The organism is Bacteroides intestinalis (assembly GCF_003464595.1).
In the GTDB taxonomy this organism is placed as follows: Bacteria; Bacteroidota; Bacteroidia; order Bacteroidales; family Bacteroidaceae; genus Bacteroides; species Bacteroides intestinalis_A.
Genome location: NZ_QRZF01000017.1, coordinates 22,652 through 38,933, shown reverse-complemented (window position 1 = coordinate 38,933; position 16,282 = coordinate 22,652). Strand labels below are relative to the sequence as shown.

Sequence of the window (16,282 nt, the reverse complement as noted above, 5' to 3'; positions counted from 1 at the left end):
ATCCTTTATGGAAACATTGAATTTGATCAAAAACGACCCCTGGCTGGAACCTTTCGAAGATGCCATCAAAGGCCGTCATCAGCATGTATTAGACAAAGAGGCTGAACTGACGAACAAAGGGAAACAGACTTTGTCTGATTTTGCCTCGGGATATTTATATTTCGGACTTCACCGTACTGCTGACGGCTGGATTTTCCGTGAATGGGCACCCAACGCCACAGAAATATTTATTGTGGGCACATTCAATGAATGGAAAGAACTAAAGAAGTACAGTCTGAAACGTAAGGATTATGGTGTTTGGGAAATCAAACTTCCGGCAGATGCCATGAGACACGGTGATTTATACAAACTCATTGTACATTGGGAAGGCGGTTGCGGAGAACGTATTCCTGCCTGGGCAACACGGGTGGTACAAGACGAGCAAACCAAGATTTTCAGTGCGCAGGTCTGGTCACCGGAAAAGCCATATAAAGTAAAGAAGCGTACATTTAAACCTAATACGGATCCTTTGCTTATCTACGAATGCCATATCGGTATGGCGCAACAGGAAGATAAAGTAGGAACTTACAACGAGTTCCGTGAAAAAACTCTTCCGCGCATAGCTAAAGCCGGATACAATTGCATTCAAATCATGGCTATTCAGGAACATCCCTACTACGGTAGTTTCGGTTACCATGTATCCAGTTTCTTTGCCGCTTCTTCCCGTTTCGGTACTCCGGAAGAATTGAAGGAGTTGATCGATACCGCACACGGATTGGGTATTGCAGTGATTATGGACATCGTTCATTCTCATGCAGTAAAGAATGAAGTGGAAGGCTTGGGCAATTTTGCCGGTGATCCGAATCAATACTTCTACCCCGGCGCACGACGTGAACATCCGGCTTGGGACTCACTTTGTTTCGACTATGGAAAAAATGAAGTTATCCATTTTCTTCTTTCTAATTGTAAGTACTGGCTTGAGGAATACGGATTCGACGGCTTCCGGTTCGATGGTGTAACATCTATGCTCTATTATAGTCACGGACTGGGTGAAGCCTTCTGTAATTATGGAGACTATTTCAATGGCCATCAGGATGACAATGCCATTTGCTACCTGACACTTGCCAACAAACTTATCCACGAAGTAAATTCCAAAGCAATAACGATTGCCGAGGAAGTATCGGGAATGCCCGGTCTTGCAGCTAAAGTTGAAGACGGCGGCTATGGTTTCGACTACCGTATGGCGATGAATATCCCCGATTATTGGATCAAGACCATCAAAGAAAAAATAGACGAAGATTGGAAACCGTCCAGCATGTTCTGGGAAGTAACCAATCGTCGTAAAGATGAAAAGACTATATCTTATGCAGAAAGTCACGACCAGGCATTAGTGGGCGATAAGACGATTATCTTCCGTCTGATAGATGCCGATATGTACTGGCATATGCAGAAAGGTGATGAAAACTACACAGTAAATCGTGGTATTGCTCTTCACAAGATGATACGTTTACTGACTTCAAGTACTATCAATGGTGGTTATCTTAACTTCATGGGCAACGAATTCGGCCATCCCGAATGGATTGATTTTCCACGTGAAGGTAATGGATGGTCATGTAAGTATGCCCGTCGTCAGTGGGATCTGGTAGATAACAAGAATCTTACTTACCACTATATGGCTGACTTTGATGCTGATATGCTCAAAACCATTAAGAGCGTGAAAGCTTTCCAGGCAACACCTGTTCAGGAAATCTGGCACAATGACGGCGATCAGGTATTGGCATATATGCGTAAGGATTATGTCTTTGTGTTCAATTTCAATCCCAAACAGTCATTTACCGATTATGGCTTCCTGGTTTCTCCGGGCACATATGAAGTAGTATTGAATACGGATAATCCTGCTTATGGCGGTAATGGATTGACTGATGACACTGTAAAACATTTCACTATTGCTGATCCTCTTTATGAGAAAGAGAAGAAGGAATGGTTGAAGTTATATATTCCTGCCCGTACAGCAGTAGTATTGAAGAAAACGAAATAAATAACATACTATAAATAAGAAAGCCGTGTCGGGAAATTCCAACACGGCTTTCTTATTCTTCTTTTCGATAGATTATTTCAATTGCGCTTCAATTTGCGGCAATAGTTTCTTAATATTATCTATCATACTTTTTTCACGAGGTTTGTCTGCCGAGAGTAAGGGGAGTGCACGCTCCAGATACGTTTTAGCATTCTGGAAGTTTTTGTCAGCGATTTCTTTCTGTGCATCGTACTTAGCTTTATCTGAATTAGCCAATGGTGCTGCATTCTTCAGAACTAAAGCTGCCTTATTATAAGAAAGTGTACCCAAGCTGTACAATGCGTTGGTATTCTTTTCATCGTCAGCAAGTACTTGTTTGAAAGCTTCTTCAGCATCATCCAGTTTATTAGCCTTTTGTGCTTTAATACCGGCATTCAGATAATAATTAGCATGAAGTCTTTTCAATGTCTTATTTTCCGGAGCTGCTTCTATACCCTCTTTCAGAGTGGCAAGATACTCACTGTCTTTTTTCAAATCCTTCAATGCACCGGCTTTACCTACATATGCATTTCCCAGATTGTATTTCTTTTGAATAGCAATATCAAAATACTTGAGAGCTTCTTCCGGTTTTTTGATTTTATCGGCACAAACGCCGCAGTTGTAAGCGATAACGGAGTCCTGATTGTTTGTCTGTGTCAGGTAGGTACTGAATTTTGTAAATGCTTCCTGGTAATTTTTGGCTTCGAGTGCTGCCTTTCCTTCGTTAATTAGATTTCCAGGTTCTGTAGTTTGCGCAAAAAAGTTAGTTGCTGCACAACACAGCGCAATGGATAACAAAAATTTTTTCATGTGCTTTAAATTTTAAAAGTTGATATCCCAAAATTAGTGTTCATAGCTATAGAAGCAAAACCATTTTAACTTTTTTGTAGTTTTTAGGACAGCTGTAACAAATGTTATTTTACGTAAATTTCAAGAGGAACTGAATGTTAAACACTGTCATTTCAGGCTGTACTATACACCACCGGTTACTCTTCAGATAAATATTTTTAAAGAATTAACTCGAAACTATCTACAATTTAATTGCTTTTATCCAATAAACTAAATACCTTTACTGCATAAATGAAATAGGATGTTTATAAACAGCTGATAGGTTGGTAACAAACAACTTATTGGCTGATTATAAACATTCAATAAGTCTGATATAATCAACTGACTACATTTAATAATAAAAAGGAATTGGTTATCGCGCTGTATGAAGTTAATTTATGTACCATCCTAATTTAATTTCACCAGTATAAAAGAATATCTAAATAAAGCAACTCATGGCATTTTATGATCTGAAAAAGAAACCCGCCCTCACAACAAAAGAGGGTGAAAAGGAAACACTCTACCCGAGCATAGTATATAGCGGCACACTCTCTGCACGCAAATTACTGGAAAGGGCCTCGTATGGAACCGGCTACACTGTAGGTGAATTGGAGGGAGCACTAAGTATAATTATGGATACAGCTGCACGCTACATCGGTGAAGGATACCGTGTAGAACTTGGTGAATTCGGTTACTTTGCCGGAAAAATTAAGGCATCACGCATGGTAGCTAAGAAAACAGATATCCGTGCTGCTTCCATTCGTTTCAATGGGGTAAGCTTCAGAGCTTCAAAACAATTCAAAATGAAGTCGGCAGGCGAATTAGAACGTGTACCTGAACGTGCTTTTCGCACTTCCAGCCAGTTAAATATAGAAGAACTGGAAAGGCGAATGATGATGCATCTGGAACAAAATGGTTTTATCACACGATCCATCTATACAAATTTAACCGGACGCCTGAAGTGGAAGGCCACAGAGGACTTGAAAATATTCGTGGAAAAAGGATTAATACGAAAGATGGGCAGAGGGAATCAGATGTATTATGTGAAGGTAGAAGGCAGTTGTACAAACAATCTACCTTGAATTGGGCTATGGCTCATAGCCTTCATAATAATAAGATTGAGTAATCCCTTTGAATACTACTTCCCGATCATCTACCTGATCGGTGAGTGCTTGATACAGTAAAGTACGCAGTTCCAAGTCATTAATCGGGCTTCGCTCCATCGCTTGCAAATACAGATACTTATCCACATTCCGCCAATCAACAACTCTTTTAAGATTCTTTTTTAATATCATATCGAGCCAAATGCGCATAGTCCTTCCATTTCCCTCCATAAAAGGATGGGCTATGTTCATTTCAACATATTTTGCGATTATTTCATCGAATGTCGTTTCGGGCATTTTTTCTATTACAGGTAATATGACATCAAGATACATGCAGTTGGCAAAACGAAAGTTTCCCTTTGCTATATTTAGAGTACGCACCTTTCCAGAGAATTCATACAAACCGTCAAACAAATAGCAGTGTATATCGCATAATCCTTTTACCGTCCCTATTTCGATACGACTTATATCACCAGTATCAAACAGAGCATGGGCTTTTACGAGGCTTAACTTATCTATTTCGTTAGTATTCATACGCAGGTCTTTGAGGTAGGGAAAAAGAAAGAGAGCTCAAAACACTGTAATTGTCAGTATATTAGCTCTCTTTTCAAAGTGATTCCGTTGCGATTCGAACGCAAGACCCACGCCTTAGAAGGGCGTTGCTCTATCCAGCTGAGCTACGGAACCATCCTTAATTGCGGTGCAAAGGTACGCTTTTCTGTGAAATTTGCAAAGATTTTACGCAGAAAATATTTTGTAAATAGATGCTTTTATATCCGATTAGATGTTATAATCCTAATGGTAAACCAGTTACATACCATAAAATAAATAACAAAGTCCAGGCTAATAATATATATAGAGAGTATCTCCAGGTATATTTCAGTAATGAACCATAGGTCGCTTGCTTATCATATTGCTGCATGTAAGTAAGGATAAGAGGCATGTAGAACATGAAAGGAGTGATGGCATTGGTGGCACTGTCGCCAATACGAAAAGCGCATTGCACCATATCCGGAGAAATCCCCATATTGGCAAAGAACGGAACAAAAATGAAGGACATGAAAGTCCACTTGGCAGTGGCAGAAACCATAATAAGGTTCACAAGTGCTGTAAAGAGAATAAATAGAATGAGTATCCATAAACTCCCAAGATGGATGGACGAAAGCATGTCCGCTCCCATAATGGCTATACATTTATCCAAATGAGAATACTCGAAACACGCAAACATCTGAGCAGCAAAGAAAGCGATAACAAAGTAAACACCCAACAATTTCATAGGTTGAGTAAGCCCCTCAATCACATCTCCATCTGTACGATAACGGCCGGAAGCAAAGCCATAAACCATCCCCATAAGCCCGATACCAAAAGACAGCAGAAACAGAATGCCCTCTATAAAAGGAGAACGGATCAGACCACCATTCACACTACGCAAAATACCCCATGAAGAGAAAGTAGCCCAAAGAATCACGGTTGTATAAATCACCCCAATAGATACTGCACCTATCATAGCACGACGCTCTTTGCGAGATAATTGCTTATAACCATTGAAACGAATATGACCGGCATATTCCCCCAAAGCCGGAAGAAGATTACGACGGGTTACCTGATAAATAATAAAAGCCAGCAAAAAAGTAGATGCAAACAAGAAATAGTAATTGCATAAAGGCCCTGTATTTCCAGGTGACACATTTGCCATGTCCGCAGCTTCTTGGGTAGTGGCAGCAAGCATAGGATCCAAAGTACTCAGCATCAGGTTAGCACTATACCCACACGAAACAGAAACGTATGCCGTAATAATACCTGCAACCGGATGCAGCCCGACCGAATGGAATAAAGTTGCTGCAATCGGTAAAAGAATTATGTATCCGGCATCACCTACTACATTGGAAAGCAATCCCAAGAAAATAACCAGTATCACCATGCGCCATGGATTATGCTTACGACGTGCCCCACCGCGGATACAAGCATCTATAAAACCTGAATGTTGTGCTACCCCGATACCAAACATAGCCACAATTACCAAGCCCAGCGGAGCAAACCCCGTGAAATTAGTAACCACATGCCGCAACAGCCAACGAACACCTTCCGGACTAAGCAAACTTTGTACCCGTATCTCCTCCCCTGTTTGCGGTTGAAACACGCTCAGGCCGTAAATGTCAAATATCCATGATAAGACAATGACAGCCAGCGTCAACAAGAGAAACATTGTTGCCGGATGCGGTAAACGCCATTTGCTATTCATCATCTGCTTCCAGATTATCTATATCAAGAATACGGAGTTCCAAAGCACGCACAACCAGACGGGTTGCATTCACTCCTACCCGCTCTCCTTGTGGAAACAGACGGTTTACCAGATCATTCTGACGCTTTTCCAGAGATTTAACTCCAAAAGGCATACCTTTCAGGTTAGCAATCATATCTTTGGTATACCCCAATGCCAGATGGCGTAGGAAACGTTCGTCATACTCATCGATATCATAACTGATAACCGCTTCCTGACGTTTGGCATCATTCGCAACAGATTGCTTGAAACGGTCTACAATTTTTTCCAGAATAGGATAATTAAAAACCAGCTTCTTTCCATCCATTACTGCCTGTACATCTGTTTTCGTAAGCAGCTCACCTGTTTTCAAAATAATACCGTCAGCACCCGCATTCAGAACATCCACCCAAAGCTTTTCATTCAGAATTTCTCCGGTAAATATGAGTACGTGTACTCCCGGATAACGCTTAAATATATTCCGGCAGATATCCACACCAATAGTAGTAGAACCACCCAAACCTAAATCCAGCAATACCAAGTCAGGAACTCCGGCTTCTATCAATGTCCAGAATTCACTTTCGGTCATGGCCGTACCGATAACTTCTGCGTTAGGTATTTCATGGCGGAAGATTTCTTCCGTTCCTTTCAGTTCAAGCTTGACGTCTTCTACAATAATTACTTTGAATTTCTTGTCTTCCATATTCTTTAATTTTATTTTCTTCTCGGTATCGTGAAATAAACTGTAAATCCACTATTCTCAGCCGGTTCAGCATTGATGCGACAGCCACGTTTTCCGGCAAACTCATCATGGTCACGAATAATCTGCTTGCAGACGAGATACTCCGTACCTCGCAACTCTCCTTTTTCTCCTGTTGCCGTCATACGTTCCAGGTTTGGATAGAAAAGTTGATTTAATTCCTCACGGGTTTTCGTCCTTCGCATATCAGTGAAAAGGAAACGAATATATTCTCCGTCTACTGCTGCTGCCAAATGTATTTCTCCATCCAGAGGAACAGACAAAGCTTCATCTATCAGATTCTCCAATAAGAAGCGGAGTTGGATAAAATCTCCGACCACTCTTTCATCAATAGCTCTTGTAGAGAAAGATACAGCAACCCCTTTTCCCTTATTTGCTTTACGGAAATACTTTTCTGCCAGAGCAAACAACTCCGGTACGGAAATTATCCCGCGACGGAACGTAACTTCTTCCAACTGTCGCGATGCGCACGAACTCAATATGGTAAATATACCTTTATAATATTCTATCAATTCGCTGATAGCTGAAACCGTCTCTTTTTCTTCCGTTTCTGAGAGAATACCTGAACGGAGTTTACCAATGAGTTGCTTGATCTTATTCGGATAATAAATTGTCTCATGCTTGATGGTGGAAAGACAATTATCAAGCACCATATTCTGCACATGCAACATACCGTCCTCCCATGACGCCCGGTGTGCTTCTTCATGTGCAGCTTCGATGTCGCGGTATTTTGTTGCCAGTTTCACAACTGCATTGAAGACCACAATCGCTATATACCGCGCAATCAATTCCAACAATAGATGAGCCGTCTCTTGATCGACATTCTCTTGCCGTTCAAGATATAACACACCCACACAGCGCGAATCACCCGCAGCATCCACTACCAAAGGCAAAGCTTCAAATCCCGGTGCGGACAGTTGAGTATGCTGTGCAAAACAGCGTTGAACTACTTCCTTCCAAAGTTCATCTTCTGCCGTAGATGTTCCATTATCTCCCGCAGAGGACAGCTCATTTTCTATAGAATTTGACGCATATTCCAGTTGATGTGTCGTTTCATTATAAACGGCGATTCCCAACCGATCAATACTTAGCAACTCATTTACGGCATCGAAGCCTTCGTCAACGATACGTTGAGGAATAGCTTTCAGGGTATCTTCTTCCCGTTGCAATGCCTCTTCTGTTTCGGGAACTTGTATCAGGGAGGCAGCAAATATCTGTCTATTGATTTCCAAGACCTGTTCCAGATTCCAACGGTTTACAAGACGTTTACGAATATACAGAATGTAATATCCTAAAAGCAACATAGCTATAAGTCCGATAAACAGGATAACCCCCACCATCTTATTATTCGTAGAACGTTCCAGTTGACGACAATATTCTTCCAAAGACTGGTCTTCACCCAATAATTTGTACATGGTAGTATAGGCGGCATTATTATAACTGTACGCATCCCATTGTTTCAAAGCCAGAAAAGCGACAGCCGCCTCATTCCGGATATCCAGAATGACATGAAAGTCCGAATTGAAAAGCTCATTCCACCAGGATAACTCACCCGGCTCCCCTTCTCCTCTCAATGACATATAGCGCTGCGGCTCCCGGGCATACCTTTTATAATGCGCATTCAGGCAAGACATGGCAGAATCTACATATTCCAAAGCCTGTTCAAAATTTCCTTCCACATTACTATAATAGGCATCATTGGCATAGTCGGACGCCTCATTCAACAGAGCTTCAAACTCATTTTCCGCAGCTAATGACAAAGAATCCTGAGCCGTTTGCGCATAGATTTCATCCGGTTGCATCACCGCTTCCTCCACTGCTTTATTGCATGAACTCATACCTATAGAAAAGAATATGCACAGAAATACCATCAAAGTTTTACGCACTCCTGTAGGCAAACGGAAATAAAAACGGCTGCCCTTCCCTAAAGTACTTTCTACATTGAACAAACAGACTCTGAATACTTCGTTCGTCTTCCGGTATTTCTCAATGATACCTTTACAATTCATCAGGCCGAAGCCGCTCCCTTTGTTTTTTAGCAGTTCTTCCCGATCGGCAGCATCCAGTATGCCTATTTCCTGCGAATTATACAATTTCTCACCGACAATACGCGTCACATCTTCTTCAGAAAGACCATAACCGGTATCTTCTACTGAGATTTCCACATATTCTTCTGTCGGATTTGCATAGACTTTTACCTTGCCTCCCTTTGGAGTATATTTACGGGCATTTTCTGCAAGCGTGTTTATCATAAACAGCGTCAACGCCTTGTCAGCTTTCACATAGGTATCCGTTGGTGTCACTTCCAGTTGCTGCTGTTTCATTTCGAAAGCACGGCTTCCTTTCCGTATCAGATCGAAAAGCTCGTTCAACCCGAATGTTTCTATATTCAAGCTCAGGCTACCCTGTTTCATTTTAATCCATAAAGCAAGGATATCATTGTATTCATTGATGGTTGTCACCAATTCGTCCATATATTGATACTTCTCGGCTTTGATGTGTTCGTCATGGATAAAACCCTTTTCCGTCAGTTTATGCACTTCATTAATAATACGGTCTATGTACGGATGAATACCGTTCACAATGGCCATACACGCTTTCTTTATAAGATTCTGACGTTTATTTCCGGCTATATGCTGTTCGTACACGTACCGTTCTTTTTCCAACCGGCGGCGTTCGTCACCCAGCGAAATGGAAGTCATGCCATTATCAAGCGCCCATGTAATATAAGGAGCAATCACATGTAGTATTGCTTTCTCATCCTTCGTAAGACGTTTGGGTAATACCAACTGCCCATCTTCTATCCGGATGTCTTTTACATTGAAAAGTTCCTCTATATCTGTCTGCACAGCAGAAAGAATGGCATCTACAATTTCTTCTTCCGTCTGCGCGTCCGTGGGAATAGAAGCGGTTATTTTCTGACAAATGTCCAACATCTGCCTCAAACGGTGCAAATGGATATGATTACGTTCTTTAGACCGCTTATTGAATATCCAAAAAAATAAAACCACCAGTATAAAACCGACAATCACGAAGAAGAGTAAAATATTGAGTTGCCGGGCTTCACTTTCCAAAGCCTGATAACGGCTTTCCAACTCCTTATCCTGCCGGGTATCTTCCAGAATATCCAGATAAATATTGCGATTATAATCGGAATGTTGCTTCATTTCCAGTCCGGCATACGTAACACTCAGTTGTTCGCGAATACGTGAAATCCATTCCGGAACGGTTCGTAACTTACGCTCTATCCATGCTTTTTCTGAAGAAATGGTATCCCGTATATCATAGGTTTTCAACCAGTCCAGGCTATCGTGGCAATCATAAAAACGGCGATGATGACTGTTCACGCACTCCAAGGCAAGCGTCAATGTATCCAATGCTTCGGCGTAGTTATCATGCGCATTCAAATATTTACCAATAGAAACATAGGCACCGGCAATCTGATACACATCATTATATTGCTTGAATTTCTTCAAAGCCAATTGTCCTAAACGCATGGGCAACAAAGAATCCACGGGAACATCAAACTGTTTCAATGCATGAGAACGCCTGACCTGGAAAAAGTCATAATTATCGGGAGATGCCATCAGATTAGCAAGCCCCTGCACTCCATTACCTTCAAAATACAAGTATCCTCCGCGGGATGCCATTTTCCAAGTTGTATACAACTCGTCGAATTCACGCAAACGACGCTCATCCGCCGTTTCACCATCACAAAGTGCTGCCGATCCTTTTATATAATGATAATACAGTAACTGGTTCGTATCCGCTACAAGTTCTTCCTGCGGATATATTTCGTTGATGGAAGCCACCGCTTCCGGACGTTGTTGCAGATAGTAGTAATAAACTGCGGAAACGATATAAAATTCGGAGCGTGCATAGTTCAGTCTCAACCGTTCGTGCTTATCTACGAAAAGCTTGTTATCTTCATCTATTCGTTTCATGCGGCGGAGGGCACTGTTCCGATAGTCATAAAATTCTTTGTTCATGGCCGTCCGCTGATAGATTTTCATCAATCCGATATCGGCAACCAGCAATTCCAGTTCATTTTTCGTGAGACTATACACATCTTTATGAAACTTCTCCGCTTTCTCAAAATCCATGCGCATAAAAGCGCAAAAACCCAGATTATTGGATGCTTCCGCTTTCCCCTGACTATACAGATTTACTTTTCCATAAGCTTGTGTGGCAGCATGACAAGAAGAGTCCAGGTCTTTATAACGATAAGAATAAGCCACTTGGTTGAGCGAATCGATAAGATATACTTCCTTGGTGGGAGCAGTACCCACACAAGAAATCATTACTATGCAAAAACACAGTAAGCCCACCAATCGTATATGAGGAAACCGTTTCACTTAGCAAAGCTACAAATAAATCCGGGAAAGAAAAAAGATTTTTCTACAATAAGTCTTGTAGAATGTAGCGGGAAATTCATAACTTTGCAGCCGTATTAAACAAATAGGTAACATCTATTACAAAATGAGCGAAAAAGCACCCGTAATGGTATTCTCCGGAACTAACTCGAGATACCTTGCAGAGAAAATCTGCGCAAGCCTTGATTGCCCTCTGGGAAAGATGAACATCACCCACTTTGCTGATGGTGAGTTTGCTGTTTCCTATGAAGAGTCAATTCGTGGCGCACATGTATTCCTGGTTCAATCCACTTTCCCTAATTCCGACAATTTAATGGAACTTCTGCTGATGATCGACGCTGCTAAAAGAGCGTCTGCTAAAAGCGTTGTTGCAGTCATTCCATACTTCGGTTGGGCACGACAGGACAGAAAAGACAAACCTCGCGTTTCTATCGGCGCAAAGTTAGTAGCCGATTTACTTTCAGTAGCAGGTATCGATCGTTTGATTACGATGGATCTCCATGCTGATCAAATTCAAGGTTTCTTCAACATTCCGGTAGATCACTTGTATGCTTCGGCAGTGTTCCTCCCCTATATTGAGTCCTTGAAATTGAAAGATCTTGTAATCGCTACACCGGATGTGGGTGGTTCCAAACGTGCCAGTACATTCTCAAAGTATTTGGGAGTTCCCCTGGTATTGTGCAACAAATCACGTGAGAAAGCAAACGAAGTTGCATCCATGCAGATTATCGGTGATGTAACCGATAAGAATGTAGTATTGGTAGATGACATCGTAGATACAGCCGGTACTATCACCAAAGCAGCTAACATTATGTTGGATGCCGGTGCTAAATCAGTACGCGCTATTGCAAGCCACTGTGTAATGTCCGATCCGGCGTCTTTCCGTGTACAGGAATCCAGTCTGACCGAAATCGTATTTACCGATAGTATCCCCTACTCTAAGAAATGCGCGAAAGTGAAACAACTCAGTATTGCTGATATGTTTGCAGAAACCATTAAGAGAGTGGTGAATAATGAGTCTATCAGTTCACAATACATTATCTAAATTGCCAAAGGTAATTTAGAAATTAAAAATTAATAATTAAAAATTAAAGGCTGCGCGATGTTACAACTGCGCAGCCTTTAATTTTTAATTATTAATTTTTAATTTAATTCCAGTCTTCCCATTTTGTACGTGCCCTTTTTTATTACTTTTCCGTTTTTATCCGTTTCAACAAAAGGACCGTGTTTTTTGCCTTGTTTGAAGAAGCCTTCGTAACGATTACCGTTTTTATCCTCCTGTATACCGTTACCTTCTTCCATACCATTCACAAAACCACCTTTATACTTAGTTCCGTCTGTCATAATCAGGGTTCCCTGACCATTGAACTGGTTGTTTTTCCATTCGCCTTCGTAGGAATCACCTACATTCCATTTATAGGTTCCGCGGCCGTCACGTTGATTGTCTTTCCAGTCACCGTCATAGACTGCACCATTTGCCCAGGTGAATACACCTTTTCCATGTTGCATGCCGTCTTTGAAGTTTCCTACATATTTATTGCCGTTGGCGTGATAATAAATACCGGCTCCAGTACGTTCACCCTGCACATACGCACCTTCATAGCGATCGCCGGTGTGGAAGAAGTAAATACCCTTGCCATGTTGCATATCATCTTTCCAGTCGCCTACATATTTATCTCCGTTGGCATATTCGAAAGTTCCTTTTCCATCACGCACATCGTTCTTCCAGTCACCTTCATATTTACAGCCGTCATTCCAGACAAAAGTACCTTTACCCTCTTTCTTATCATTCTTCCAGGAACCTTCATATTTGGAACCATTTTTCCAGGTATATGTGCCTTGACCTTCACGCTTGTCATTTACCCAGTCTCCTTCGTAAATGTCACCGGTATAATAATACATCGTACCTTTGCCTTGCTGGTAATCCTGAAACCACATACCGTCATAACGGTTGTTGTTCATGAAATAGTAAATGCCTTTACCGTGTTGCTGGTCCTGGAACCATTGTCCTTCGTACTTTTCACCATCAGGAAACATATAAATACCATATCCTTCACGTTTACCTTTCACATATTCACCTTCATAGACATTGCCATTTTTGAAAACCGTCTTACCTTTTCCGTTGGGTTTACGGCCTTTCATTTCACCTGTGTATACGGAGCCATCCTTGAAGGTATGAGTCCCTATCTTTATTTCAGAAGAAAAAGTTGTTTTTACTTTGTCGAAGAAACCAGATTTCTTTTCCTGGGCCGTCACCCCGCCTTGGGACATGAATACCAGAATGAGTGCAGTATATAGATATTTCATTGAAAATTATAAATTAGCGATTTTAATAATAAGACGTGTAAACGCAGCAACTTGTTACACGTCTCATATAGTATTTGCACAAAGATACAATTAATCTGCTAAAAGGAAGGGGTATCACACCTTTTTTATGACATTTTTTTGCCGGATACGATTTCTTTTAATGTCTCTTTGCACAAATAGCGTGAGGCAAGTTCGCGTATCTCGACAGGAGTAATTGTCTTCACTGCTTCTACGGCATCCCTCACATACGAGTCCGGGAGGCCGGAAGTATGAATAAAGATCCAGGCATCCGCCAGTGAGAAAGCAGATTCATAGCTGCGACACATATCACCCAACATATAGTTCCTCACCATGGCAAGTTCTTCGGCAGGTACGAGGTCATTTTGCAGGCGATCTATTTCATGGTAAACTTCTTTGATAAGCGGTTCTACAAATTCATTGGCAGTCTCTGCATTGACAACCAACAGCCCACTATCGGGATAAGGCATGATACCGGCAGATATACCATACGTATATCCTTTATCTTCACGAATATTAGACATCAAACGGCTACCGAAATAGCCTCCGAACAAGGTAACCAGAACGCGAACTTTCAAATAGTCAGGATGGCGTCGATCCAAAGAAAGCATTCCCATACGAACAGCACTTTGCATTGCATCGGCACGCTCGGTAAAAATACGTTTCTCAGAAGAAGTTACCGGAACATAAGACCGTTTTTCCGGTTTCCGGAAATCTTTGCCGAAAGGTTCACTTCCAAAAAGAGTTTCAATACGACTGATAATGTCTTCGCTGACCTTCCCTGCAAGATAGATACTGCAATTTCCGGAATGATAATATCGGTCGTAAAAAGATTGCAGAACAGAAGGATTAATCAATTGATAATCCTCTTTCTGCACTAATTGCCCGCACGGATGCATATCGCCATACACGGCATTTATCAAAGTACGATGAGCCAGAAAGTCCACCTTGGAGCTGTTCACAAGAAATTGCTGGATATTGCTGTCGATAATCACTCCCAGTTCTTTTTCAGGGAAAAGAGGTTCTTTTACGATAGATTCAAAAATATCTAAAGTTTCCGGCAGATATTTATTCAAAGAATAAAGGGTGATATAAGCATACTCGGACGAGCTGGAAAGCTCCAACCAGGCACCATAGTAATCCAACTTTTCGGCAATGGCCGTGGCCGAATAACGCCGGGTACCTTCGCGCAGCATCCGGTTGGTAAACAAAGCCTGCAAGCGTTGGCTCTGTTGCCAGCGTCCACCTTCTATCAACAGGTCAATTCGGACTACTTCATTATCCCCGGCATTGAGTATATATAAAGGTATGCCATTTTTCATCACCCGGCATTCGGGAGATGGCACTGCCAGTTGTTCCGGCTCACAAATACGGGGCTGGATAGTTCTGTCTAACATATTTTCAAGAATTCTTCAGCCTTTTCCAAATCCTGGGGAGTATCAATGCCAATGGTCTCTACTTCGGTAATACCGGCTTTAATGGTATAACCATTCTCCAGCCAACGAAGTTGTTCCAGCGATTCTGCCAGTTCCAACGAAGATTGCGGCAACGAAGTAATCTCTTTTAAAACTTCAGCACGATAAGCGTATAATCCTATATGCTTATAATAAGTGTGATTTTTCAGCCAATCTTGTTTTTCCGCATTTCGCTGATAAGGAATAATGGAGCGGCTGAAATAGAGTGCATTCATATTCTTATTCAGCACTACTTTCGGAGAATTGATATTCTCCAAAGCTTCAAACCCATTCTCAGGAGTAAAAGGTTTCACCAGTGTAGCAATCTGGGTCGTAATGTCGTCGAAGCAAGCTTTTACAGTTTCCAGTTGGGAGGGTTGAATAAAAGGCTCGTCACCCTGAATGTTGACTACGACATCAAAGTCTCCCCCTATTTTAGTATATGCTTCATAGCAACGATCCGTGCCGCTTTTATGATTAACGGAAGTCATCACTACTTTACCTCCGAAAGCTTTTACAGCTTCTTCGATCCGTTCGTCATCTGTGGCCACATAAGCATCGTCCAGAATACCTGCCACTTGTTCATATACTCGCTGTATTACAGTTTTACCTCCCAGCATCGCCAACGGTTTTGCAGGAAAACGCGTGGATGCGTAACGGGCGGGAATGATTCCTAAAAACTTCAACATGTTTATATTTACGATTTAATAGATACGCGTTCGTCCACTGTATCCGCGTCGTCCGCGTACCCATTTTAAATTACTCTATTTCTTTTAATCCCCGGCAAATATAGTCCCTTTTTAAATCGTCAGGTTTATAGACTGTATCATCACATGATAATAAGTCCAGATCCAACCGGACTATTTCTTGCTTTTTCTCTTCAGGCATCCGCCCCGCTTCCCGTTCAATAGCTTTCAAACAAGAAGTTATTTCCGCCGCATCGCTACTGGAAATAAAACGTGCCACCTGATTGGAAAATAAGGATGAACGCCGGAAATAAAGCGGTTTAGTCTCTTCTTCCGTAGAAAAACGAATACCAGGAAACAGTTCTTTCAACCGCTTCCGCGCCAACGAAAGATTCTCTTTCTGTTGCTCGTTACTACCGATGCTGATTGTATAAACCACTTTCGAAATCAAGAATTTA

General features: G+C 41.6%; 12 protein-coding genes and 1 tRNA gene. 3 read left to right on the top strand and 10 right to left on the bottom strand.

Going from position 1 to position 16,282, the window contains the following annotated elements:
• Positions 1-7: 7 nt before the first annotated feature.
• Positions 8-2,017 carry an alpha amylase C-terminal domain-containing protein gene (locus DWW10_RS19270; RefSeq protein ID WP_007218412.1) on the top strand — a complete coding sequence of 670 codons (2,010 nt, stop codon included), beginning with the start codon at positions 8-10 and terminating at the stop codon, positions 2,015-2,017.
• Positions 2,018-2,089: 72 nt separating this feature from the next.
• Here the strand turns inward: DWW10_RS19270 and DWW10_RS19265 are convergent, their stop codons facing one another.
• Positions 2,090-2,845, bottom strand: coding sequence for a tetratricopeptide repeat protein (locus tag DWW10_RS19265; RefSeq protein WP_007218411.1), 756 nt, complete (start codon positions 2,843-2,845; stop codon positions 2,090-2,092).
• A 473-nt stretch (positions 2,846-3,318) separates the two neighbouring features.
• Between DWW10_RS19265 and DWW10_RS19260 the strand changes: the two genes are divergently transcribed.
• Complete coding sequence (locus DWW10_RS19260; protein WP_118422109.1) at positions 3,319-3,945, top strand: HU family DNA-binding protein; 627 nt, start codon at positions 3,319-3,321, stop codon at positions 3,943-3,945.
• Between the two features lie 6 nt (positions 3,946-3,951).
• Here DWW10_RS19260 and fic read toward each other — a convergent pair whose 3' ends face one another.
• The 5 genes from fic to DWW10_RS19235 all read right to left on the bottom strand — a co-directional run bounded on the left by fic (position 3,952) and on the right by DWW10_RS19235 (position 11,287).
• Positions 3,952-4,500, bottom strand: coding sequence for a protein adenylyltransferase Fic (gene fic, locus DWW10_RS19255; RefSeq protein WP_118422108.1), 549 nt, complete (start codon positions 4,498-4,500; stop codon positions 3,952-3,954).
• A 79-nt stretch (positions 4,501-4,579) separates the two neighbouring features.
• Positions 4,580-4,653: transfer RNA gene (locus DWW10_RS19250), tRNA-Arg, on the bottom strand.
• A gap of 100 nt (positions 4,654-4,753) precedes the next feature.
• The gene (locus DWW10_RS19245; RefSeq protein WP_029427959.1) at positions 4,754-6,208 is read right to left on the bottom strand and encodes an AbgT family transporter; all 1,455 of its coding nucleotides are present in this window, start codon (positions 6,206-6,208) and stop codon (positions 4,754-4,756) included.
• Positions 6,201-6,929, bottom strand: coding sequence for a DUF5932 domain-containing protein (locus tag DWW10_RS19240; protein WP_007214038.1), 729 nt, complete (start codon positions 6,927-6,929; stop codon positions 6,201-6,203). The genes DWW10_RS19245 and DWW10_RS19240 overlap by 8 nt, the downstream gene beginning before the upstream one ends.
• Positions 6,930-6,940: 11 nt before the next feature.
• Positions 6,941-11,287 (bottom strand): DUF5113 domain-containing protein, encoded by a 4,347-nt coding sequence (locus DWW10_RS19235; RefSeq protein ID WP_118422107.1) that lies wholly within the window; start codon positions 11,285-11,287, stop codon positions 6,941-6,943.
• A 178-nt stretch (positions 11,288-11,465) separates the two neighbouring features.
• Between DWW10_RS19235 and DWW10_RS19230 the strand changes: the two genes are divergently transcribed.
• Positions 11,466-12,404 carry a ribose-phosphate pyrophosphokinase gene (locus DWW10_RS19230; RefSeq protein ID WP_007214035.1) on the top strand — a complete coding sequence of 313 codons (939 nt, stop codon included), beginning with the start codon at positions 11,466-11,468 and terminating at the stop codon, positions 12,402-12,404.
• A gap of 98 nt (positions 12,405-12,502) precedes the next feature.
• On the opposite strand, the gene DWW10_RS19225 is transcribed toward DWW10_RS19230, so the two are convergent.
• The 4 genes from DWW10_RS19225 to DWW10_RS19210 form a co-directional block, all read right to left on the bottom strand.
• On the bottom strand, positions 12,503-13,666 hold the full coding sequence (locus DWW10_RS19225; RefSeq protein ID WP_022391322.1) for an MORN repeat-containing protein: 1,164 nt from the start codon (positions 13,664-13,666) through the stop codon (positions 12,503-12,505).
• A gap of 125 nt (positions 13,667-13,791) precedes the next feature.
• A complete protein-coding gene (locus DWW10_RS19220) occupies positions 13,792-15,081 on the bottom strand; it encodes a M16 family metallopeptidase (protein ID WP_022391321.1) in 1,290 nt (429 codons plus the stop codon).
• Entirely contained in the window at positions 15,075-15,824 is a 750-nt protein-coding gene (kdsB, locus tag DWW10_RS19215; protein WP_029427955.1) for a 3-deoxy-manno-octulosonate cytidylyltransferase, read from the bottom strand. Before kdsB ends, DWW10_RS19220 begins: the two co-directional genes overlap by 7 nt.
• Before the next feature lie 73 nt (positions 15,825-15,897).
• Complete coding sequence (locus tag DWW10_RS19210; RefSeq protein ID WP_007214029.1) at positions 15,898-16,263, bottom strand: 2-amino-4-hydroxy-6-hydroxymethyldihydropteridine diphosphokinase; 366 nt, start codon at positions 16,261-16,263, stop codon at positions 15,898-15,900.
• Positions 16,264-16,282: the final 19 nt, after the last annotated feature.

Bases quoted from the DNA above. Each gene is read 5' to 3' on its own strand.
- DWW10_RS19270 (WP_007218412.1), top strand. From the start codon at position 8: ATGGAAACATTGAATTTGATCAAAAACGACCCCTGGCTGGAACCTTTC.
- DWW10_RS19265 (WP_007218411.1), bottom strand. From the start codon at position 2,845: ATGAAAAAATTTTTGTTATCCATTGCGCTGTGTTGTGCAGCAACTAAC.
- DWW10_RS19260 (WP_118422109.1), top strand. From the start codon at position 3,319: ATGGCATTTTATGATCTGAAAAAGAAACCCGCCCTCACAACAAAAGAG.
- fic (WP_118422108.1), bottom strand. From the start codon at position 4,500: ATGAATACTAACGAAATAGATAAGTTAAGCCTCGTAAAAGCCCATGCT.
- DWW10_RS19245 (WP_029427959.1), bottom strand. From the start codon at position 6,208: ATGAATAGCAAATGGCGTTTACCGCATCCGGCAACAATGTTTCTCTTG.
- DWW10_RS19240 (WP_007214038.1), bottom strand. From the start codon at position 6,929: ATGGAAGACAAGAAATTCAAAGTAATTATTGTAGAAGACGTCAAGCTT.
- DWW10_RS19235 (WP_118422107.1), bottom strand. From the start codon at position 11,287: ATGATTTCTTGTGTGGGTACTGCTCCCACCAAGGAAGTATATCTTATC.
- DWW10_RS19230 (WP_007214035.1), top strand. From the start codon at position 11,466: ATGAGCGAAAAAGCACCCGTAATGGTATTCTCCGGAACTAACTCGAGA.
- DWW10_RS19225 (WP_022391322.1), bottom strand. From the start codon at position 13,666: ATGAAATATCTATATACTGCACTCATTCTGGTATTCATGTCCCAAGGC.
- DWW10_RS19220 (WP_022391321.1), bottom strand. From the start codon at position 15,081: ATGTTAGACAGAACTATCCAGCCCCGTATTTGTGAGCCGGAACAACTG.